Genomic DNA, 21,411 nt, shown 5'->3' with positions numbered 1-21,411 from the left:
ATGAACATCTCCGCGCCTGACATCCTGCTGGTTGAAGACAGCCCCACTTCAGCCGAACTATTCGTGTTTGCCCTCGAGGCCAACCAGTCCAGCGCCACCATCCAGGTCGTGCGCGACGGTGTGGAAGCCCTGGACTTCCTGCTTGATGGTGATGGGGCGGCCCGGTCCGGGAGCACCAGCAACGCCCTGCCTCGTCTGGTGTTGCTCGATCTTCACATGCCGAGGCTCGACGGGTTCCAGGTGCTGGAGCGTCTGCGTGCCGATGAGCGGACGCGGTTGCTTCCGGTGGTGATCCTGAGTTCTTCCGACCAGGAGTCGGATAAGCGCGAGGCCTACCGGCTTGGCGCCAATGGCTACATCTCCACGCCCGTGGGGTTCAAGAATTCTTGTGAAATCATCGCCCAACTCGAACGCGAGTGGCTGGGGGCGGCCGGAGAAAATTGACACATGCAAAAGGAGCGAGAAAATGCAGGTTCAAGTCAACTTCAGGTCAACTGCAACCACCCATCCATACCGGGGAATTGTTCGGGCGCTGCGCCACCAGGGGGCTGAAGGCATCGCTCAGCCGTTCAGGCCATGTACGGCGCCCGTGCAGAGCCGGGCTGCCGCGTCAAGGTCTGAACCTGCGTAAGGCCGGTTGCCCAATCAGAACGGGCGCGCTATGCCCCGGTTTGAAATTCACCAGATAGCCCATCTTGCCCAGCGGCTATCCTCGGGATTTTTTGGAGCACAGCATGACGCCTCCCGCAGACAAGGATTTCGACAAAGGCCTCGCCACCCGCAAGCAGGTGATGGGTGAGGATTTCGTTGCCAACGCCTTTGGCAAGGCCACGGATTTTTCCATGCCCATCCAGCGCTACATCACCCGCAATGCCTGGGGCGACGTATGGCAGCGGCCGGGACTGGACCTGAAGACGCGCAGCCTGATCACGGTGGCAATGCTGACCGCCCTGGGAAAGCAGCATGAGCTCAAGGGGCATGTGCGCGGTGCGCTTAACAATGGGGTGACGCCGGAGCAGTTGCAGGAGGTGCTGCTGCACGCCAGCATTTATTGTGGTCTGCCTGCCGCGGTAGAGGCTTTTCGTACGGCGGCTGAGGTGGTGGATGCGCCTTAGAACCTGTTTACGATCTAAACGAGGCCGCGTTGGGGTGCAATCGGGATGAGTGGGGCGCCCGGGTCCGCCGCATGGGCTAATGCCCATGCAAGGGCCGGGTGGCTCAATCGCCCGACCGCACAGCCGGCCGGCTGTGCGTCGTGCGGCTGCCCCCATGGGGATGCAAACGCGACCGCGTTCGCGTCACCCCAACCCGAAGGGCAAGCGCCTTCTCGGGCGGTCTGCGGCGTTGCGGCGCTTGCCCATAGCCCGAGCTATGGGCGGCGCACCGCGCCTTGCATCCCATCCCGAGAAGGTGCTTGCGCGGCCTCGTTTAGAGCGTAAACAGGTTCTTAAGCCGGTTGAAGTATTGAACTTTGCGGCTATTTGGCGTAAACCAGTGAAAACGGGTTCGAGAAGCCATAAATCCAGGAGCAAATATTGCAACGCGACAGTGCACGATAGGGCCCAATAGTGCTCAATAGGGCCGGGATGCCCTTACTTTCACCAAGGACGGGACCTGCACACTCCGGCACGGGTGGCGCGCACAATGGGCTTTCCAGTCGCCCGCGCGTGCGGCTCCATCACAGCGCCGCCCCTGCTGCCAGCAGGCCCGCGCCGCAATTTCCTGAAGGGGAAATACACATGCAAATTCAGGTCAATTCCAACCACACCATCCACACTGGCGAAGCATTTGAACGCTGGGCCACCACAGAGTTGAACGAAGCGCTGAGCCGTTTTAAGGGTGACATTACCCGCGTGGAAGTGCATATGAGTGACGACACCGGCGACGGGGCCGGCGCGGATTCCAGGCGCTGCGTGATGGAAGCGCGTCTGGCGCACCACGACCCCTTGACCGTCAACCACCATGCACCCAGTCAGGACGAGGCCTTCCGTGGCGCCAGCGACAAACTCAAGCGTTTGATCGAACACGCACTCGGCAAACTGCGCGACCAGCACCGTGGGCGCAAGTCGATTCGCCGTGAGGTGGACTCCGGCGAGGCGTGAGCAGATGCAGGTCCGGCGAGCGTGCTACCGGCTATAGGCTATCGGGTTGGTGGCGTCAGTTGAAGTCAGTTAAGACTTCCGAGGAAATCCATCTTGCCCAGCGGCACGCCCTGATTGCGCAAGATGGCATAGGCCGTGGTGACGTGGAAGTAAAAATTGGGCATCACAAAATTGAGCAGGTAGGGCTCACTGGGGAAACTCATTTCCTTGCCGCGTATCTTGAGGGTGATGGTGCCGCCTTCGCTGGCATTGATTTGCGCCTCGCTCACCGTCCCCATGAACGCGATGGTGTTGGCGATACGGGCCTGTAGTTCCTCAAACGTGGTTTCGGTGTCGGCCATGCTTGGCGGCGTGACACCGCCAAGCCGTGCAATGCCAAACTTGGCTGCGTCGCTGGCACCCTGAATCTGGCCCGTCAGCGGGTACATGTCGGGGGCGAGGCGGGCATTGACGTAAGTGGCCAGGTCGATGTTGTTGGCCTCGGCGTGGGCTCTGGCTTTTTCCAGCACGGCGGCCAGGTTGTTGAAGCCGCGGGTGAAGACTGGCACGGAGGCCTGGTAGAGGGTGAGTGGCATAAAGGGCTCTTGGCTAGGGTGGGTGAATCGGACGGGGAGAAAATACTGGAGTCGATTCTGTTCCCATCCGCAAAATCGTGCTGGCCGTGAACGAAAGCAACCCACTGTGCGGCGGGCCTTGCAGGCTCGGCCGCTTATGCGCCCGCCATAAGCTTGTGCACCAGGTCGGCCGTGGTGGAGGCTTTGTACTTGCGCATCAGGCGGGCCCGGTAAATCTCCACGGTGCGGTGGCTGATGACCAGCGCGCGGCCGATTTCCTTGGAGGTCAGGCCGTCCATCAGGTGGGCGGCAACCTCGCGTTCACGTGCCGTGAGTACCGCCGTCACCGGGCGGCGCGAACTCAGGTCTTCAAAGGTCCAGATGCCGGCTTCATGCGGTGCGCTGCGGTTCAGGGCGCGCCCGGTCACATGGCACCAGAAGGTTTCGCCCTTGTTGCGGCCATCCACCCGCTTCATGATGCGGTCGTCGGCGTACAGGCCCCTGGTATTGAGTATGGGAATCATGCGGGCGCCAATGCGCTCGTACTCGTCCACGCTCGGGTAAAGCACCAGAAAGGACTGGCCGACCAGTTGCTCTCGCGAGGCGCCAAACATCTCGCACAAATGCTGGTTGCAGTCCACAATGGAGCGGTTTCGGGACAACACGAGCCCGACGGGCGCCAGATCGAAAGCGAGCTGGTAATCGACTTCCATGGGGGCTAACCTTTACGAAAAACTACGTATCTGAATACGTAGTATCGTAGCGGATTGTTCCCCGTTGAACCACCGCTGAATTACATCAGGAGACTATTTGTGAACAAACTCTTTCCCTCCGCGGCCGAGGCCCTTCAGGGCGTGGTCAAGGACGGCCAGTTGATGGCCGTTGGCGGCTTTGGCCTATGCGGCATTCCCGAAGCCCTGATTGACGCGCTGCGCGACAGCGGAGTGAAGAACCTCTCGGTTATTTCCAACAATGCCGGCGTGGACGGCTTCGGCCTGGGCAAGCTGCTGGAAACGCGGCAGATCAAGAAAATGATTTCCAGCTACGTCGGCGAAAACAAGGAATTCGAGCGGCAGTACCTGGCCGGCGAGCTGGAGCTTGAATTCACGCCCCAGGGCACGCTGGCCGAAAAGCTGCGCGCCGGCGGCGCCGGCATCCCGGCCTTCTTCACCAAGACCGGCGTCGGCACGCAGGTGGCCGAGGGGAAGGAGTTGCGCGAATTCGACGGCGAGACCTATGTGATGGAGCGCTCGCTGGTGCCCGACGTGGCCCTGGTCAAGGCGCATGTGGCCGATAAGTCCGGGAACCTGCGCTTCAACCTCACAGCCCGTAATTTCAACCCGGCCGCCGCGATGGCCGGCAAGGTCTGCATCGTCGAGGTGGAGAAGGTCGTCGAAGTCGGCGAGCTGGCGCCCGACGACATCCACCTGCCGGGCATTTACGTGCACCGCATCGTGCTCAATGCGAACCCCGAGAAGCGCATTGAAAAGCGGACCATTACCGAGAAAGCAGGAGTTTGACCATGCCTTGGACCCAAGACCAGATGGCGGCACGCGCCGCCCAGGAACTCGAAGACGGTTTTTACGTGAACCTCGGCATCGGCATCCCGACCCTGGTGGCCAATTTCACCGGCGACAAGGAGGTGTGGCTGCAGTCCGAAAACGGGATGTTGGGCATTGGCCCGTTCCCGACAGAAGATCAGGTTGACGCGGACCTGATCAATGCCGGCAAGCAGACGGTCACCACCATCAAAGGTTCGTCCATCTTCGGCAGCCATGACAGCTTCGCGATGATTCGTGGCGGCAAGATCAACCTGTCCATCCTGGGCGCCATGCAGGTCAGCGAAAAAGGCGACCTGGCCAACTGGATGATTCCGGGCAAGATGGTCAAGGGCATGGGCGGCGCCATGGACCTGGTCGCCGGCGTGAAGCGCGTGATCGTCCTGATGGAGCACGTCGCCAGGAAGAAAGACGGCACCGAGGACATGAAGATCCTGCCGCACTGCACACTGCCGTTGACGGGTGTGGGCGTGGTCGATCGCATCATCACCGATCTGGCGGTGATGGACGTGACGCCGCAGGGCCTGAAGGTGATGGAGCTTGCGCCAGGCGTGACGAAAGAATCGCTGCAGGCCAAAACCGGCGTCAAGCTGATCTGATCTGACTTGATCAGCCCCAGGCTGAAAAAGTAAAAGTCGCCGGCCTGCGATTCACCGTCAGGCGGCGGCTTTTTTGCCTTTTACCGGCGCCGGGCTTTTGCGCGGCTTTCCCGATGAGTTTGCAGGTTTGGCTGCCGCAGCCTTGCGCCTGGCGGCGGGCGGGGCTTGCAGCAGTTCATCGGCGGCCAGATTCTCGATCATGGCGAGCAATACCTTGCGGGTGATCCTGATCTCGTCGGCAGCAATGCCCTCAATGCTCACGTTGTTGGTTTCCTCCGCCAGGGGTACGAGCTTTTTCTTCAGTGCGCGGCCTTCGCTGCTCAGATAGACATACACATTCTTCTTGTTGGTAGGCAGCTGCTTGCGAATGATGTAGCCCAGAGCTTCCATGGCCTTCATCGCGGAAAAGGTGGTGGGCTCCATCACGCCGGCGCGCTCGCTGAGTTCTTTTTGCGTGAGACCGTCGGACTCCCAGAGGATGCGCAGAAAAGTCCAGTGGCCAAACGGCACCCCATGCTGCGCCAGGCGGACCTGCAAGGCCCTGTGAAAGGCGCGCGAAGCGTCGCGGATCAGGTGCGCGAGGCGGTCATTGGGAACGGCTTCGCGCCAGTGGCGGATGATGCTCTGGGTGTCATTGCTCATGAATTGATATTGTGACCGACTTGATGCCCGGGATGGCACTCTTTGCCCGACCTTGCCGATTCCAGAATGGACAGACAGACCGCCGTGGTAGCCCGTGCCCATTCGCCGCTGTGAACAGCCGGGCGACCATCGACCAGGGTTTCATGGAGTTCGTCAATCACTTCCTGGCGGGGAATGGCGGGGCAGGGAAGGGGTTCGAAAATTTTCTCACGGTCGGTATAGACGGCAATGCCCAAAGGACCCGGGCGCAGGTCCGCCTTTTCGCAACTGACGATGACTTGCCCGAAATGCTGATGCGCCGCTGCCTGGGGCTGGGGCAAGGTCATGGACGGAACGTAGAGGCTGCCACCGTAGTTGCGTGCCGCTTTCAGCGCGGCTTCCTCGGTGGAGGTGGCAGCGCCCTGCAGCCGCTTGCGCGCAGCGCCGTAGTCGCCCTGGTTTTTGGCCTGGCCCATCTCGCCGATGTTGTCCATCAGCTCGTCCGAATCGTAGTGGCCGTAGCCGCTGTAGGTGGTGGATGCAAAGGCGCCGCCTTCAAACCCCAGCAGGGCGCTGTAAGCACCCTCGGTGGGGCGGGCAGGGTCCCAGGCACCGGTGTGGGCGCGCACGCTGTTGACCAGCCCGCTACCGAGCAAGCGGACGATGTCCATCTGGTGTGTCGCCTGGCTGTGAATCACGCCACCGCCGGCCCGTGTGTCCAGTTCTTCCGGGCGGCGCGGCCGGTAGAGGAAGTCGGTGAAGTTCAGCGCTGAAATCATCCGGACGTTGCCGTAGAGCCCGCTGTCAATGATTTCCCGGGCGCGCCGGATGGGCGCGTTGAAGCTGTGGCTGTGACCGACGATGAGATGGACGCCCGCGCTGCGGGTCGCTTCAATCATGCGCGTGCATTCCTCCAGCGTGAGCGCCATTGGTTTTTCCACCAGCACGTGCTTGCCGAAGGAGGCCGCCAGGCACACGTGGGCCGCATGAAACTGGTGCGGAGAGGCGATGTAGATCACCTGAACCGCGGGGTCGGCGCACAGGGCTTCCATCGAGTCGTACGTTGGGGTGCCAAAATCCCTTTCGAACTGCGCCCTGGCGGCGGGCAGGGGGTCAGTCGCCGCCACCAGTTTGACGCGGCTGTCGTGCACAAACGTCGGCAGCATGAGCGTAAAAGCCCGGCCCAGCCCGACGATGCCGATTTGCAGGGTGTGCTTTTTCATAAGTCCAGTACGAGTTCGGCAGATTTTGCACGCGACACGCAGACCATGATCTGGTGCATCTTGTCGTCGTCGCTCAAGACCATGTCCCGGTGTTCGGCTTCGCCCGCCAGCAGCGTGGTGCGGCAAGACCCGCAGGTGCCGCTTTCACACGAACTGGTCACATGATGGCCGCAGGCCCGCAGCGCCTGCAGAATGCTTTGCCGCGCGTCCACCGGCACATTGACGCCGGTCTTGTGCAGGCGCACGGTGAACGCCGTGTCGGCCGCGTAGACGCTGGCATCAACGCCAAAACTCTCAAAGTGGATAGCGCCGGATGGCCAGTGGCCCGACATGTCGGCCACCGCGTCCATCAGGCCGCGCGGGCCGCAGCAATACACATGCGCGCTGCCCGGAGTTTCGAACACCGGCCACAAGTCCAGGGCTTTGCCGGCATCGCCGTGGGTATGGTGCAACTGCACGTGCTCCGCGAATTCCGGCCCGGTCAACTCCTGCAGAAATGCCGTGCTGTCGGCGTCCCGGGTGCAGTAGATCAGCTTGAACGGATGGCGCCCCTGCCTTTTGAGATGCCGCATCATGGACACAACCGGCGTGATGCCGATGCCCCCGGCAATGAACAGAAAGCTGGAGGCCCGTGGGTGCAATTCAAAGTTATTGCGCGGCGCGCTGACCGCCAGCAACTGGCCCACCTGCACATCGTCGGCCATGCTGACAGAGCCGCCGCGGCCCGCGGCGTCGCGCTTGACGGCAATTTGGTAGCAACGGGTGTCGGCCGGGTCGCTGCACAGGGAGTAGTTTCGCCGGGCGCCATTGGGCACTTGAACCGTGAGATGCGATCCCGCGGTGAAAGCCGGCAAATCCAGACCCTCCGGATGGCGCAATTCGAACAGGTAAATGCCTTGCGCAACAGCTTCCTTGCGCACGACCTTGAGGTTGAAAAAATCCGGCTCGGCCGGTGTGCCGCCCGCGCTCGCGCCGACGTCAGGGTTAACGCTCATCGTGGCCTTTCGTAAACAGTCTTGACAAATCTGGAAATCGCGAATAATCTTAGTCATCTAAGAATAATCTTCCTGGCCGGGATTTGCAAGCGGTTTTTTGTTTTGGTTTTTAGTTGACGCCAGTCAATCGATTTGAGGAATTTTGAGATGTTGACCTTTGAAGAAAATGAGTTGTTGTGCCGCGTTGAAGGCAGCGCGCCCATGGGCCAGTTGATGCGCCGCCACTGGACGCCGGTCTGCCTGATTGAAGAAGTCAGTGAGCCCGACGGCACACCCATCAAGGCCCGGATGTTTGGTGAGGACCTGGTGGTGTTTCGCGATACCAATGGCCGCGTGGGCGTGATGGACGAATACTGCCCGCATCGGCGCGTGTCGCTGGTGTTCGGCCGCAACGAGGACTGCGGCCTGCGCTGCCTGTACCACGGCTGGAAGATGGACGTCGAGGGGAATGTGCTTGAAATGGTGTCGGAGCCTGCGGCCAGCGGCATGGCGCAAAAGGTAAAGCACCTGGCCTATCCCACCAGGGAGTGGGGCGGTTTTGTCTGGGCCTACATGGGGCCGCCCGACACGCTCCCCGAGTTTCAGCCGCCCGCCTGGGCTCCTACTGCAGACACGCAGGTGACGGTCGCGAAAGCCATCATTCCCTGCAACTGGGCGCAGATCCTGGAAGGTGCCATTGATTCGGCGCACAGCTCCAGCCTGCATTCGTCGGACATGGTGCCCGCCCGCGTTGACACCGCCAAGGCGACCGACACCAACTGGCTGCGGCCGTCCACCGACAAGGCGCCCCGCATGCAGGTGGAGCGCGGCGCCTATGGTTTCCGGTATGCGGCCATACGCCGGCCCATCAGCAATGCGGCCGCGAACGATTACATTCGCTCAACCGTCTTCGTGGCCCCGGCTACCGCGCTGATTCCGCCCAACAACCTGTACAACGTAGCCAATATCAACGTGCCCATGGACGACACCCATACGGCGTTTTACTTCATCGCCTGGGGTCATCCCTCTCAAACCCCGGAAACCGCCACCTGGCGGAAGTTCCTGGGCCAGCAGGTGGGGGTTGATCTCGATGAAAAATACATGCCGCTGCGCAACCGCGGCAACCACTTCTGGCAGGACCGCGCCGCGATGAAGGCGGGAAACTTCACGGGCATCACCGGTTTTCCCAACCAGGACATTGCGATGTGGGTGACCATGGGGCCCATTGCCGACCGCACCCATGAGCGGCTGGGCGCCAGCGACCTGGCTGTGGTGGAGTTTCGCAAACAGATGCTGGAGGCGGTGCGTGCATTCCAGGCCGGCGGGACCGCCATCGGCACGGGTGAGGCCCGCATACCAGCCAGCATCTGCGCGTTTCAGGCCATCGTACCCAAGACCACCGATTGGCGCGCTTTCCCCGCGTCTCACGTTTGGGACTCCAGTGCGCCCGCGCTCGAGCCTTCTTATTCCACGTCCGCCCAGTAGGGCTGACGTATCTATCACGTATCTATCCTGACCTTGCCCCTGACCTTACCCCTGCCCCTTGCCATGAAACCAAACGGAGACATTCCATGAAACCACGGCGTATTTTTTTACTCGCCACCGCGCTGCTGACGGCTTGCACATTGCTGTTGCCCATCGGTGCACGCGCCCAGGGCGCATACCCCAACAAACCCATCAAGTTTGTAGTGCCCTATTCGGCGGGCGGCTTGCCTGACACCGTCGCGCGCATTTTTGCGCAGCGCCTGGGTGACAGGCTGGGCCAGCCGGTGGTGATTGACAACAAACCCGGCGCCAATGGCGTGGTGGCCGCGCAGGTGCTGGCCACATCGCCCAAAGACGGTTACACCTTCCTGGTTACCGACGGTTCGATGTTCTCCATCAATCCAACGATCTACAAGAATCTGGGCTACGACTATAAAAGGGACTTCATGCCGGTGTCCCTGGCGGCGCGGGCTCCGCTGTACCTGGCGGTGCATCCCAAGGTGCCCGCCAACACCCTGCAGGAGTTCATTGCTCTCGCCAAAGCCAAACCGGGTACGCTGAACTACGGCTCCTCCGGCATTGGCAGCACGCACCACCTGACGATGGAAGCAATGAAAGGCTCGCTTGGCCTGGACCTGACGCACGTTCCCTTCAAGGGCTCCGGGCAGTCAGTCCCCGCGCTGATCGGCGGCCAGGTGGAAGCGCTGTTTTCGGCATTGCCTTCGCTGTCGGGTTTTGTGAAAGCGGGGCAGGTCAAACTGCTGGCCACCAATGCGGCGCATCGCTCCAGCCAGGCAGCCGGTGTGCCTGCCATTGCCGAGGTCATTCCAGGGTTTGACTTTGCGCCCATCGTGGGTGTGCTGGCCGCCACCGGCACGCCGGCCAGCGCCATTGAGCGCATCAGCGCGGAAATGGCGCAGATTGCCAAAATGCCCGAGGTGATACAGATACTCAACAATGCCGGCATCGACCCGATCGGCAGCGGACCTGCCGACTACAACAAGGCCATCCTGGGCGAAAACGAGCGCCTGGCCAAAGCCATCGCCGCTGCAGGCATCAAATCGGAGTAACCATCTACATGTCAAAACTTAAACTGAGCTTCGGCTGCTGGAACTATGACCGTACCCGTGCCTTGATGGACGGGAGCGTGCAGCCTGACGGCATCGACTTGAATTACCTCAACATGCCGGTCGAGGAAACCTTCTTTCGCATGCTCAGGCACAAGGAGTTCGAGGTGGCCGAGATGTCGCTGTCTTCCTACACCGTGTCGCTGTTCAGCGAGGCGCGGCCATTTGTGGCGATTCCGGTCTTTCCCTCGCGTTTTTTTCGGCACTCCTGCATTTATGTGAACGCCAAATCGGGTATCCGTGAAGCCCGGGACCTGATTGGCAAGCGCGTCGGCAATCCCGAATACCAGATGACCGCACCGGTCTGGATTCGCGGCATTTTGTCCGACCACTACGGCGTGCCGGTGGACAGCGTCACCTACTTCACCGGCGGCGAAGAAGAGCCGGGGCGGCCGGAAAAGATCAAGCTTGATTTGCCGCCGAATATCAGGGTGGAACGCATTGGCCCTGAACAGACGCTGGCGCAGATGCTGCTCGACGGCGAGATTGATGCGCTCTACACCGCGCGCATGCCGTCGAGCTTTCTCAAGGGCGGTGGCCGGGTCCTGCGCCTGTTTGAAGACTACGAGCAGGTGGAGCGCAACTACTTCAGGGAAACCGGAATATTTCCCATCATGCACACGGTGGCGATTCGTCGCGACGTGTACGAGGCCAACCGCTGGGTCGCACGCTCCATGATGAAAGCGCTGGAGGAGTCCCAGCGTCGCACGTACGAAGACCTGTACGAAACCGCTGCGCTCAAGGCCATGCTCCCCTGGCTGACCTCGCATGTGGAGCAGGTCAGGCGGGAGATGGGCGAAGACTTCTGGCCCTATGGGTTTGAGAAGAATGAGGCAACCCTGCGAACCTTCCTGCGCTACTCGTTTGAGCAAGGCCTCTCCAGGCGACTGCTTGAGCCGCGTGAACTGTTTGCCCCCGAATCGCTTGAAGCATTCAAGATCTGACGCGTGATGGCGCCCACGTGCCCGGGGTTGGCGGCCGATGTCTGATGGGCTCATCGGCTACCTGCTGGCGGCGGGGGCCTTGTTACTCTTCGCCACATCAACCCTGGTCACCAAGGTCGCCTCCAGCCGCATCCCGCTTGACCTGGGGTTTTTGATTGCGACGGTCGTGAATGTTGTTTTTTCCGCGCTGGTTTTCGCGGTTCAACTCGCCGTGCGGGGCGGCGGCGTGCAATGGAATGCGCAGGCCTTCTGGTTGTTTGTGCTGGCCGGCGCATTTTCCACCTACCTGGGGCAATGGTTTTTTTACGAGTCGGTGGTCCGCTTCGGCCCGGCCAGAGCCAGTCTGTTCCAGGTGAGCAGCCCGCTATTTGCGGCGCTGATGGCATGGCTGTTGCTCGGCGAACATCTGACGCTGCTGGTCGCCGGAGGCATGGTCATGACCATTGGCGGCTTGATTCTGGCAAGTTACAAGCCGGGATTCTTCGTTCGCCGCCAATCCGTCCCTGATATGGCGTCCGGCTCGGACGCGGCCCCCATCACGGCCAGGGCGACCGTGCATGAGCGTCTGCTGGAGTCGGCCCTGTTGCTTGGCCTGGGCAGTTCATTGGCGTATGCGATTGGCAATGTGCTGCGCGGCGCCGCCGTGCGCGACTGGAACGAACCCATCCTGGGCGCGCTGGCGGGTGCGGTGTGCGGGCTGGGGCTGCATCTGGCCTTCAGCGCCGGCAAACGTGAGCTCGCCATCCGCTTGCGCTCAGCCAGCCGCAGCGGCGCATGGCTGTATGCACTGATTGGCGTGTGTACGATTTCTGCGCAGATCTGCGTGATCAGCTCCATGCGCTACATCCCGCTGGCGATTGCCACCCTGGTGACGCTGTGCACCCCGCTTCTGGTCTTTCCGCTCAGTCACCTGCTGTTCAAAGACCAAGAGGACATCACGGCCACCACCGTGCTGGGCAGTGCCTTGACCTTGCTGGGTATAGTCATCATCGTGATGCGATGAGCTGCTGGGCCGCGGCAAGCTGCCATCATTTCGCCAGGAGACCTTAAGGCACACCCATGGACCACCCGGACAAAGCGCTGCGCCGCGATTACGCCTCGGCGGCCGAAGCCATGAAAATTCTCAACGTCAGGCAGCAGACGCTGTACGCCTATGTGAGCCGGGGCTGGATACGCAGCGTGGCCCAGCAAGGCCAGAAGGACAAACTCTACCTGCGTGACGACCTCACACGCGTGGGCATGCGCTCGCTGGCGCGCTCCGGCCATGGCGCGGTGGCGGCCTCGGCCATGAACTGGGGCGAGCCGATTTTCCCGACCTCCATCACCGAGATCACCGAGCAGGGGCCGCGCTACCGCGGCCACCTGGCCGCCGACCTGGTCCGTTCGGGCACCTCTTTCGAAGCGGTCGCCGAGTTGCTGTGGACCGGCGAGTTCGACACCCAGGCACAGGCGCAGGCCCCGGCCTGGCCGGTGCGCAAGCCCTCGGCCGAACTCGTCAAACTCACGCAGACGCTGACCTCGCTGCAGGCGCAGGGCAACGTGCTGGAATCGTTCGCGCTGGTGGTCCTGCTGCTGGGCATGCGGCGCGGCCCGGTGGCCGAGCGACTGTCGCAGGGCAAAACCCTGCCGGCCGCCCGCGAAATCATGCAGACGGTGGTGGCCTGCTGCGGCTTTGTCGGTGCGGCGCAAAGGTACCGGCCCATGCAAAGAGGCGAGTCCGTGGTCACCGGTCTGCTGCATGCGCTGGCCGTGCAGCCCACCGCCGAGAATAGCGAAGCCCTGCGCGCCATGCTGATCCTGATGGCTGACCATGAACTGCCCCCCGGCACGCTGAGCGCCCGCGTGGTGGCCTCCGCCGGCGGCACGCTGCACAGCTGCCTGGCGTCGGCGCTGTGCGCAACCTCCGGCGTGGACGTGGGCCGCATGTACGAACGGGTGGAAGACTTCCTGGGCCAGGCCCAGACCAAGGCCGTGCTCGTCAAGCGCGCCCACAAGCTGCATGCGCAGGGCCAGAGCGTTCCCGGCTTTGACCACCCGCTCTACCCCAAGGGCGACCCGCGCGCCGCGCAGCTGCTCGAGATGGTGTTCGCCCGCCAGAACCCCAGCCGCGAACTGCGCGCGATCTCGCGTTTCATCGACGAGATGCGCAGCAGCGCGGGCCTGCTGCCCAGGCAGGAACTGGCACTGGTCGTGATGGCCCGCGCCATGGGCCTGCCGCGCCAGGCCACGGCCGCGCTGTTTGTGCTGGGCCGGCTCGCGGGCTGGGTCGCGCATGTGCAGGAGCAGCGCGCCAGCGGCACGCTGCTGCGGCCGCGTGCGAAGTTTGTGGCCCCCACGGTCGCTCACTTCGTGTAGTTCCCTGCCCCCCGAGGGGGCCGCCCGCCTGCGGTCTGGCAAGGCCAGTCCCGCGGCCCCTGCTGGTGAAAACCGGATCGGTCAGGCGACCGTGGGGGCATTTGACATTGATTCAATGTTCAAGATTGAATCAATCTCGAGTCTTAACTAGGATGACTTGCGTTCGTTAATTCGCGCAATAAATACTGGAGACAAAACATGAGAATCAACCGCCGCACCGGGATGCTCGCCCTCTGCCTTTCCGCTGCCTTTGCCAGCCCGCCGGGCTGGGCCCAGGACTACCCGACCAAGCCCATACACATCGTCGTGCCGCTGCCGCCCGGCGGTTCCAACGACGTGCTGGCTCGCATCCTGGGCCAGAAGATGTCCGAGGCTTTCGGCCAGCCCGTCATCGTTGACAACAAGCCCGGCGCGGCCGGCAATATCGCCACCGACTTCATGGCCAAGGTGGAAGCCGACGGCTACAACATCGCGGTCGCGCCCAACCAGACCGTGGCGGTCAACCCGGTGCTGTATCCCAAGCTGCCGTTTGACGTGAACCGCGACCTGACCGGCATCACGATGATGGGCCGCGTGCCCATGGTGCTGGTGGTGTCTCCCGCCAGGGTGCAGGCCACCACGGTGGCCGAGCTGATCGCGCTGGCCAAGGCCAACCCCGAAAAACTGTCCTACGCGTCCGCCGGCTCCGGCAGTCCGCAGCACATGGCGGCCGAAGTCTTCAAGTACATGACGGGCACCCGCATCACGCAGATTCCGTACAAGGGCTCGGCGCCGGCGCTGGTCGACGTGCTGGGCGGCATCGTGGACGTGATGTTCTGCCCTATGAATTCGGCGCTGCCGCACATCCGCAGCGGCAAGCTGCGCGCGCTGGGCACCACCGGCACCAGGCGCGTCGATCTCTTGCCCAATGTGCCGACCATCGCTGAAACCGTTCCCAATTACGAGAGCGACATCTGGATCGGCATGGTGGCCCCCGCCAAAACACCGCGGGCCATCATCAACAAGCTCAACGCCGAACTGCGTCGCTCGCTGGCCTTGCCCGACGTACAGGGCAAGCTGGCCGAGCTAGGCATTTACGCCGAAACCAGCACGCCGGCCGAATTCACCCGGCTCATCGCCAGCGACCAGAAGCGCTGGGCGGCAGTGATCAAGGCCGCCAACATCAAGCCCGAGTAAGTCAAACCCGAGTAAGTCAAACCCGAACAAGCCCCGCCTATTTTTAATCAGGAGATTTCATGACTGTTCCTTCCGGCTCCGCCGTGCGCCGCGACATTCCCCAGCCTTCCGAACCGGAAGAGACCGTCTGGGCCAGCGATGCCATCGCCGACATGCTGCGCGCGATGGACATCCCTTATGTGCTGCTCAACCCGGGCGCGAGCTTTCGCGGCCTGCACGACAGCATCGTCAACCACCTCGGCAATGAAAAGCCGCAGATGATGGTGGTGCTGCATGAAGAGCACGCCGTGGCCATCGCGCACGGCTACACCAAGGTCACCGGCAAGCCGCTGATCGCCATCCTGCACAGCAACGTCGGCCTGATGCACGGCTCCATGGCCATCTTCGACGCCTGGGTGGACCGCGTGCCCGTCATCGTGCTGGGCGCCACCGGCCCGGTCGATGCCAACAAGCGCCGCCCCTGGATCGACTGGATACATACCGCGCAAGACCAGGCCGCGCTGGTGCGCCACTTCATCAAGTGGGACTGCCAGCCGGCATCGATTCCCTCGGCGCAAGAGGCGCTGCTGCGCGCGCGGCAGATCGCCACCACCGCGCCCCAGGGCCCGGTGTATGTCTGTTTTGATGCGGCCCTGCAGGAGTCCAAGCTCAGCGAGCGGCCAGCGATTCCCGACCCGGCGCGCTACCTCGCACCGCCGCAGGCCCGGCCTTCGGATGACATCGTCGCGCAGGCGGCCGCGCTGCTGTCCAAAGCCAGCCGACCGGTCATTTTGATGGGCCGCGTCACCCGCAGCGAAACCGCGTGGGCCGAACGCATCCAGCTGGCCGAAACCCTGAATGCCGAAGTGCTGACTGACCTGCGCGTGGGCGCGGCCTTCCCGACCGACCACCCGCTGCACGCCGCGCCCAGCGGCGCCTTCCTCACGCCCAATGCGCAGCAGGTTTTGCGCGAAGCCGACGTGGTGCTGAGCCTGGATTGGCTGGACCTCTCGGGCACGCTCAAGCAGGCCTGGGGCGACAAGCCCGTGGGCAGCCAGATCATCCAGGTCTCGGTCGACCACTACAGCCACAACGGCTGGAGCATGGACCACCAGGGACTGCCGCCGGTGGACGTCTTCATGCTGTGCGAGCCCGAACCGGCCGTGACCCTGCTGAACCAGCACGTCAAGGCGCGCAAGACGCCGGCGCCGCCCAAGCGGCCGCTGCCCGTGTTCGCGCCGGTGCAGCCCGTGCCGGGCGCTTCAGGCGCCAGCAACATGATGGTGTCCACGCTGGCCGCCACCCTCAAGCGCGCGGTCGGCGACCAGAAGGTCTGCCTGATGCGCCTGCCGCTGAGCTGGAGCGGCGAGATGTGGGACTTCAAACACCCGCTGGATTTCCTCGGTTACGACGGCGGCGGCGGCATAGGCTCCGGCCCCGGCATGTCGATTGGCTCCGCACTGGGCCTCAAGGGCAGCGACCGCCTGCCTGTCGCGGTGATCGGCGACGGCGACTACATGATGGGCGTCAACGCGCTCTGGACGGCGGCCAACGCCCGCATCCCCATGCTGGTGGTGGTGTGCAACAACCGCTCCTTCTTCAACGACGAGGTGCACCAGGAGCGCGTGGCGCGCCAGCGCAAGCGGCCGATCGAGAACCGCTGGATAGGCCAGCGCATCAGCGACCCGGCGCCCGACCTCGCCATGATGGCGCGCGGCCAGGGCCTGACCGGCATTGGCCCGGTCGAGGATGCAGGGGAACTCGAGAGGATTCTGGTCGACGCGATCGCCGCCGTGAAACGGGGCGAAACCGTGGTGGTCGATGTAGTGGTGCAGACCGGTTACAGCGCGGCCATGACGGCGGGCCTGACGCGCTCGAAAGACTGAGCGCGTCCCCGCTTCTTTCCCTCTCCCTCTGGGAGAGGGCCGGGTGAGGGCCGTGCGGCTTTCGAGTCGGCACAGCGTTCCCAATGCGGGGAGCCCTCACCCCCGCACTCTCCCAGGGGGAGAGGGAGCAAGAGGGCAAGCCCTCAGCAAACTTTTCCATGGGGGGAGAGAGAGTAAGCCCGAAGAAAAATTGACTATCCGAGAGCATGCAAAAACGCCAACACGCCAACACGCCACTCTCCCTTCCTCTTTTCCCCTCTCCCCCTGGGAGAGGGTTAGGGTGAGGGCCGGCGGCCTTGGAGCCGTTACAGCGTCCGAATGCGGGGAGCCCTCTTGCTCCCTCTCCCAGAGGGAGAGGGAGCAAGAGGGCTCTCACCCTCAACCCTCTCCCGGAGGGAGAGGGAGTAACACGAAGAATTGAACAGCCAAGCATCAAAGGACCCACAAACATGCGCGCACACGAAATCCCCGCCGGCATTTTGCCGACCCAACGCGGCCTCTACTACGGCGGCGCCTGGCATGCACCCAAGGCAGGCCGCTATGCCGAAACCATCAATCCGGCCTACAACGAGGCCATCACGACAGCCCCTGTCGCCGATGCCGCCGATGTGGATGCCGCGGTTCAGGCGGCCCACGCCGCTTTCCCGGCCTGGGCCGCGACGCCGCCCGTGGAACGGGGGCGCTACCTGCGCAAGGCTGCCGCCGTGTTGCGCGAGCATGCCTTGCCGCTGGCCCAGCTCGATGCACTCAACAACGGCAACCCGGTGTCTGCCCTGGCCATGGATGCCGGTTTTGCTGCCGACTGCCTCGACTATTTCGCGGGCCTGGCCACCGAGATCAAGGGCGAGACCATCCCCATGGGCGATGGCAACCTGAACTACACCGTACAGGAGCCGCTGGGCGTGATTGCCCGCATCGTGGCCTATAACCATCCCTTCATGTTTGCCGCAGCCCGGCTTGCTGCACCCTTGGCGGCCGGCAACACAGTGGTGGTGAAATCACCTGACCAGGCGCCGCTGTCCATCCTGCGGCTCGCCGAGCTGGTCGGCGACATCTTTCCACCCGGCGTGGCCAATTTCCTCTGCGGTGGTCGTGAATGTGGCGACGCCATGGGCCGGCATCCGCTGGTGCGCAAGATTACCCTCATTGGCGGCGTGCCCACTGGCAAGGCCGTCATGAAGACGGCTTCCGACAACCTGAAGCCCGTACTGCTGGAACTGGGCGGCAAGAACGCGCTGATCGCCTACCCCGATGCCGACATCGACAAACTCGTCAACGGCATCATTGGCGGCATGAACTTCACCTGGTCGGGCCAGAGCTGCGGCTCCACCAGTCGCGTTTTTTTGCACGAATCCATCCACGACCAGGTGCTGGAGAAAGTCGTCAAGCTGCTGCCCGAGCGCCACAAGCCCGGCATCCCGACCGACCCCAAGACCACCATGGGCTCGCTGGTCAGCCGCGCGCAGCTTGAAAAAGTGCAAGACTATGTGGCCAAGGGCCTGGAAGACGGCGGCCGCCTGGTGTGCGGCGGCAAGCAGCCCAGTGATCCGGCGCTCAAGGACGGTTTCTTCTACGAAGCCACCGTGTTCGCTGACATGCAACCGCACATGCGGCTGGCGCAGGAAGAAGTGTTCGGCCCCATCATGTCGGTCTTCAAGTGGAGCGATGAAGACACGCTGTTTGAACAGGTCAACGGCGTGGACTTCGGCCTCACGGGTTCGATCTGGACGCAAAACATCAACACCGCGCACCGTGCCGCCAGGCGGATCCACACGGGCTATGTGTGGATCAACAACGCCAGCCAGCATTTCATGGGGGCACCGTTTGGCGGTGTGAAGCAGTCCGGTATCGGCCGCGAGGAGTGCTTTGCCGAGTTGCTGGAGTTCACGTATACGAAGAATGTGAATTTGAAGCTGAATTGAAGTGCTTGTTGCCCGCGCCGGCCACAGCAAGCGAGCAAGCCACAGCGCCCCCAGCCACTTCGATTCAGGGCCTCCTCCACGGCGAAGCCCGCTCCGTTGTCTTCGATCACCACGCATACGTCTTTACCATCCGTCGCGGTGCTGAAGCAAATGGGGTGGTGGCCCGCGTGTGGCGCAGCACGTTGGCCACGCATTCCTGCATGATGCGCAGAATGTGCAGTGCGCTGCTCGGGTGCGCGAGCCCGCGTGCTCATTGGGTCGGAACGCTTCAAACGCTATGATAGAAATGCAAGCGCCAAAAGCAGGAGCACGAGGCCCACTGCAACAACCAAACCCTGTGCCCGGTAGTAATCCGTCACCTGCGCCGCAGGAATGAAGAACAGTCCGTGGCAGCCACCGACAAGCACAGAATCGTCCATGGGGGTCACCTCGATCATTTCAGCTGAGAAGTCATTCATGCGGGCAACCGCTGGCTGGGATTGGGTTCATCCGCTTCCTGTCCGGTTGCGCACATGTCATTGCGGCTCGAGCTTTATGGCCTTCGCGATGCGCCGGAATTTATCGATTTCGGCCTGGTAGAACGCGGCGGACTGCATCGGAGTCATCGGCTCTACGGGCAGTGCAGCCGAGTCCTTGAGAAAGTTCTGGAAATCACTGCTTCCCGTTATTTCCGCCAGGCTCTTGTGCAGTGCTGCGGCGACTGGCTCTGGAACGGACGCGGGCACGAAGACCGCGGCCCAGGCGCTGTAGACGAAGTTTTTCAGGTATTTGCCCTCGCTCAGCGTCGGCAACTTTGGCAGATAAGGATTGCGCTTGGTGTTCGCGACACCGATCGCATTGATCTTGCCGGTGCGGATGAGTTCCAGTACGTTGGGCGCCAGCGGCACGAACGCCATGTCGATCTCGCGACTCAGCAGGGCCGAGATCACGGGTGCCGCGCCCTTGTACGGAACATCCATGACGCGTGCGTTCGTCGATGCACTGAAATCCGCCCCTACCAGGTAGGGTGCTGAGCCGTACCCCCAACTCCCGATTGTCAGTTCCTTCTGATCGCTCCTGCGAGCCCGCTCGATGAGGGCGTCAACGCTGGAAAACGCATGGTCGGCGCTCGTGACCAGCGTGAAGTCGGTCGGCAGAATGGTAGCGAGCAGGCGGTACTGTTCGGGCTTGTACTTCACCTGCGACAAGGCAAGCGGTGACAGGATCATGTCGTTGCCCGTCGTCACGAGCAGCGTTTGCCCGTCGGGCGCTGCGATCAGCACGTTGTTTGCTGCGATCGAACCGCCGGCACCAGGCAGGTTCTCGACGATGACCGGCTTTCCGAGTGCAGTTTGCAGAGGTACCTGAATCTTGCGCGCTGCCACATCAGCGGGGCCGCCGGCCGGGTAGGCAACGCGCATCACGAGTGGTCGAGATGATGGAATCTGCGCGTGAACGATGGTGATGGATGGCAGCGTTGCGGCAGCGACGATGCAGGCGGCCAAGCAGGGCCGGCCGAGTTTACAAACGAACTTCATGGTTGTCTCCTTTGTGGTGGTTCTCAACAAGGCGGAGCGCGCGACGACGCTACGACTGGGCCGGTAGCACCCGGCCATGATTGATGCCGAAGCCGATGCGCCGGAAGCCTTTGCGCTCGCACCAGCCGCGGAAGATGACCGAGTCGCCATCCTCGAGAAAGCTGCGGCTTTCGCCGTTGCTCAGTTGGACGGGCCGCTGTCCGGCCAGCGCCAGTTCCATCAGCGCGCCGGCCTCCGCACGGCTCGGGCCTGAGATCGTGCCGCTACCCAGCAGGTCGCCCGCCTGCAGGTTGCAGCCACCCGCCGTGTGATGCGCAATCATCTGACCCATCGACCAGTAGTGGTGAGCGAACGTCGTGTGCGATAGGGTCTGGGGCGGCAGTTCGCCGGAGCGCATGCTATCGGTCTCAATCAGGACTTCCAGGCGAATGTCCAGCGCGCCAGCCGCCCGATTTCCGTCATCTTCCAGATAGGGTAGGGGCTGGGGATCCGAGGCGGGTCGCGTCCAGGGTTTTCGATAGGGGGCAAGCGCATCCAGGGTGACGATCCAGGGAGACACCGTCGTGGCGAAGTTCTTGGCATGGAAGGGCCCGAGCGGCGTCATCTCCCACGCCTGGATGTCGCGTGCCGACCAGTCGTTGAGCAGGCAGATGCCAAAGGCATGGTCTTCCGCGGAAGACAGCGCGATGCGTTCGCCGGGGGCATTGCCGACACCGATGTAGAGGCCGAGCTCGAGTTCGTAGTCGAGCCGCTGGCACGGCCCATATTCCGGAGTGACGCCACCTTCCCGAAGGGCTTGTCCATGCGGACGCCGGAAGGTCTGGCCTGCGACGCCGATCGAGGAAACACGGCCGTGGTATGCGGTGGGCACCCACTGGAAGTTTCTCGGCAGTTCTCCGTTCGGCGTGAGCAGGGCGCTGATGGCTCGAGCGTGGTGGATTGAGGTATAGAAGTCTGTGTAATCGCCGATGCGTGCCGGTAGCGCGAGCTCGGCGGCGGCCATCGGGCAGAGGCTTTGACGGATCGTATCGATGTCGCTTCTGCCATCTCGCCGGAGCAATCGGAAGAGCGCGTGGCGCAACGCGCGCCACGCGGCCGGTCCCATCGCCAGGAAGTCGTTGAGTGCCGGGGCCGCACATGCCTTTGCCGCCTGCAGTGCGATGCCATCGAGCCCGTCCAAGCCCTCAGTTCGGCTCAGCGTTGCCAAATCCAGTACCTGGTCTCCGATGGCGACGCCCCCGCGCAGCGGCTCATCGCTGCCCGATCGCCGGAAGACGCCGAAGGGCAGATTCTGAATCGGGAAGTCGGTGTCGTCCGAGTTCGCGCTCAGTATCCAGCTTGTGGCCGAGGCGTCGTGGGTAAGGTCTATTTCGCGCATGGCTTGACTC

Annotated in this window: 21 protein-coding genes and 1 pseudogene; 13 read left to right on the top strand and 9 right to left on the bottom strand. The window is 62.8% G+C overall.

The window, feature by feature from the left end:
- The 3 genes from AC1DUR_RS02530 (at position 1) to AC1DUR_RS02520 (ending at position 2,102) form a co-directional block, all read left to right on the top strand.
- Positions 1-444, top strand: a complete 444-nt coding sequence (locus AC1DUR_RS02530) for a response regulator (RefSeq protein ID WP_477717211.1) — start codon at positions 1-3, stop codon at positions 442-444.
- Between the two features lie 290 nt (positions 445-734).
- On the top strand, positions 735-1,115 hold the full coding sequence (locus AC1DUR_RS02525) for a carboxymuconolactone decarboxylase family protein (protein WP_477717210.1): 381 nt from the start codon (positions 735-737) through the stop codon (positions 1,113-1,115).
- Between the two features lie 624 nt (positions 1,116-1,739).
- Positions 1,740-2,102 carry an HPF/RaiA family ribosome-associated protein gene (locus AC1DUR_RS02520; RefSeq protein WP_477717209.1) on the top strand — a complete coding sequence of 121 codons (363 nt, stop codon included), beginning with the start codon at positions 1,740-1,742 and terminating at the stop codon, positions 2,100-2,102.
- Between the two features lie 65 nt (positions 2,103-2,167).
- Here the strand turns inward: AC1DUR_RS02520 and AC1DUR_RS02515 are convergent, their stop codons facing one another.
- On the bottom strand, positions 2,168-2,677 hold the full coding sequence (locus AC1DUR_RS02515) for a DUF1993 domain-containing protein (protein ID WP_477717208.1): 510 nt from the start codon (positions 2,675-2,677) through the stop codon (positions 2,168-2,170).
- Between the two features lie 134 nt (positions 2,678-2,811).
- Positions 2,812-3,369 (bottom strand): helix-turn-helix transcriptional regulator, encoded by a 558-nt coding sequence (locus AC1DUR_RS02510; protein ID WP_477717207.1) that lies wholly within the window; start codon positions 3,367-3,369, stop codon positions 2,812-2,814.
- 99 nt (positions 3,370-3,468) lie between these two features.
- Here AC1DUR_RS02510 and AC1DUR_RS02505 point away from each other — a divergent pair, with 99 nt between their 5' ends.
- Both AC1DUR_RS02505 and AC1DUR_RS02500 read left to right on the top strand, forming a co-directional pair.
- Complete coding sequence (locus AC1DUR_RS02505; protein WP_477717206.1) at positions 3,469-4,176, top strand: CoA transferase subunit A; 708 nt, start codon at positions 3,469-3,471, stop codon at positions 4,174-4,176.
- Between the two features lie 2 nt (positions 4,177-4,178).
- Positions 4,179-4,814: a 3-oxoacid CoA-transferase subunit B gene (locus AC1DUR_RS02500; RefSeq protein ID WP_477717205.1), complete on the top strand. Its 636-nt coding sequence runs from the start codon at positions 4,179-4,181 to the stop codon at positions 4,812-4,814.
- Positions 4,815-4,871: 57 nt separating this feature from the next.
- Here the strand turns inward: AC1DUR_RS02500 and AC1DUR_RS02495 are convergent, their stop codons facing one another.
- The 3 genes from AC1DUR_RS02495 to AC1DUR_RS02485 are packed head-to-tail and all read right to left on the bottom strand — an operon-like array spanning position 4,872 to position 7,653.
- Positions 4,872-5,456: a MarR family winged helix-turn-helix transcriptional regulator gene (locus AC1DUR_RS02495; protein WP_477717204.1), complete on the bottom strand. Its 585-nt coding sequence runs from the start codon at positions 5,454-5,456 to the stop codon at positions 4,872-4,874.
- Complete coding sequence (locus AC1DUR_RS02490; protein ID WP_477717203.1) at positions 5,453-6,658, bottom strand: Gfo/Idh/MocA family protein; 1,206 nt, start codon at positions 6,656-6,658, stop codon at positions 5,453-5,455. Before AC1DUR_RS02490 ends, AC1DUR_RS02495 begins: the two co-directional genes overlap by 4 nt.
- Positions 6,655-7,653 carry a PDR/VanB family oxidoreductase gene (locus tag AC1DUR_RS02485; RefSeq protein ID WP_477717202.1) on the bottom strand — a complete coding sequence of 333 codons (999 nt, stop codon included), beginning with the start codon at positions 7,651-7,653 and terminating at the stop codon, positions 6,655-6,657. The genes AC1DUR_RS02490 and AC1DUR_RS02485 overlap by 4 nt, the downstream gene beginning before the upstream one ends.
- Positions 7,654-7,800: 147 nt before the next feature.
- On the opposite strand from AC1DUR_RS02485, the gene AC1DUR_RS02480 reads away from it, so the two are divergent.
- The 8 genes from AC1DUR_RS02480 to AC1DUR_RS02445 all read left to right on the top strand — a co-directional run bounded on the left by AC1DUR_RS02480 (position 7,801) and on the right by AC1DUR_RS02445 (position 18,506).
- Positions 7,801-9,117: a Rieske 2Fe-2S domain-containing protein gene (locus AC1DUR_RS02480; protein WP_477717201.1), complete on the top strand. Its 1,317-nt coding sequence runs from the start codon at positions 7,801-7,803 to the stop codon at positions 9,115-9,117.
- Between the two features lie 86 nt (positions 9,118-9,203).
- Positions 9,204-10,187, top strand: a complete 984-nt coding sequence (locus AC1DUR_RS02475; RefSeq protein WP_477717200.1) for a Bug family tripartite tricarboxylate transporter substrate binding protein — start codon at positions 9,204-9,206, stop codon at positions 10,185-10,187.
- 8 nt (positions 10,188-10,195) lie between these two features.
- Positions 10,196-11,188 carry a substrate-binding domain-containing protein gene (locus tag AC1DUR_RS02470; protein WP_477717199.1) on the top strand — a complete coding sequence of 331 codons (993 nt, stop codon included), beginning with the start codon at positions 10,196-10,198 and terminating at the stop codon, positions 11,186-11,188.
- A 37-nt stretch (positions 11,189-11,225) separates the two neighbouring features.
- Positions 11,226-12,191: an EamA family transporter gene (locus tag AC1DUR_RS02465; protein WP_477717198.1), complete on the top strand. Its 966-nt coding sequence runs from the start codon at positions 11,226-11,228 to the stop codon at positions 12,189-12,191.
- 56 nt (positions 12,192-12,247) lie between these two features.
- Entirely contained in the window at positions 12,248-13,543 is a 1,296-nt protein-coding gene (locus AC1DUR_RS02460) for a citrate synthase (RefSeq protein ID WP_477717197.1), read from the top strand.
- A gap of 198 nt (positions 13,544-13,741) precedes the next feature.
- Entirely contained in the window at positions 13,742-14,719 is a 978-nt protein-coding gene (locus AC1DUR_RS02455; protein ID WP_477717196.1) for a Bug family tripartite tricarboxylate transporter substrate binding protein, read from the top strand.
- A gap of 59 nt (positions 14,720-14,778) precedes the next feature.
- Positions 14,779-16,584, top strand: a complete 1,806-nt coding sequence (locus AC1DUR_RS02450) for a thiamine pyrophosphate-binding protein (protein WP_477717195.1) — start codon at positions 14,779-14,781, stop codon at positions 16,582-16,584.
- A gap of 449 nt (positions 16,585-17,033) precedes the next feature.
- A complete protein-coding gene (locus tag AC1DUR_RS02445; protein ID WP_477717194.1) occupies positions 17,034-18,506 on the top strand; it encodes an aldehyde dehydrogenase family protein in 1,473 nt (490 codons plus the stop codon).
- Between the two features lie 47 nt (positions 18,507-18,553).
- Here AC1DUR_RS02445 and AC1DUR_RS02440 read toward each other — a convergent pair.
- The 4 genes and pseudogenes from AC1DUR_RS02440 to fahA form a co-directional block, all read right to left on the bottom strand.
- A pseudogene (locus AC1DUR_RS02440) lies at positions 18,554-18,738 on the bottom strand (ATP-binding protein); the annotation flags it as partial.
- Between the two features lie 43 nt (positions 18,739-18,781).
- The gene (locus tag AC1DUR_RS02435; RefSeq protein WP_477717193.1) at positions 18,782-18,964 is read right to left on the bottom strand and encodes a hypothetical protein; all 183 of its coding nucleotides are present in this window, start codon (positions 18,962-18,964) and stop codon (positions 18,782-18,784) included.
- A gap of 57 nt (positions 18,965-19,021) precedes the next feature.
- Positions 19,022-20,023: a tripartite tricarboxylate transporter substrate binding protein gene (locus tag AC1DUR_RS02430; protein WP_477717192.1), complete on the bottom strand. Its 1,002-nt coding sequence runs from the start codon at positions 20,021-20,023 to the stop codon at positions 19,022-19,024.
- 49 nt (positions 20,024-20,072) lie between these two features.
- Positions 20,073-21,401, bottom strand: coding sequence for a fumarylacetoacetase (fahA, locus tag AC1DUR_RS02425; RefSeq protein ID WP_477717191.1), 1,329 nt, complete (start codon positions 21,399-21,401; stop codon positions 20,073-20,075).
- Positions 21,402-21,411: the final 10 nt, after the last annotated feature.

It is taken from the genome of Polaromonas sp. P4_F4, from assembly GCF_056401355.1.
The sequence above is the reverse complement of the archived record's forward strand: the minus strand, read 5'-3'. Positions and strand labels throughout refer to the sequence as shown.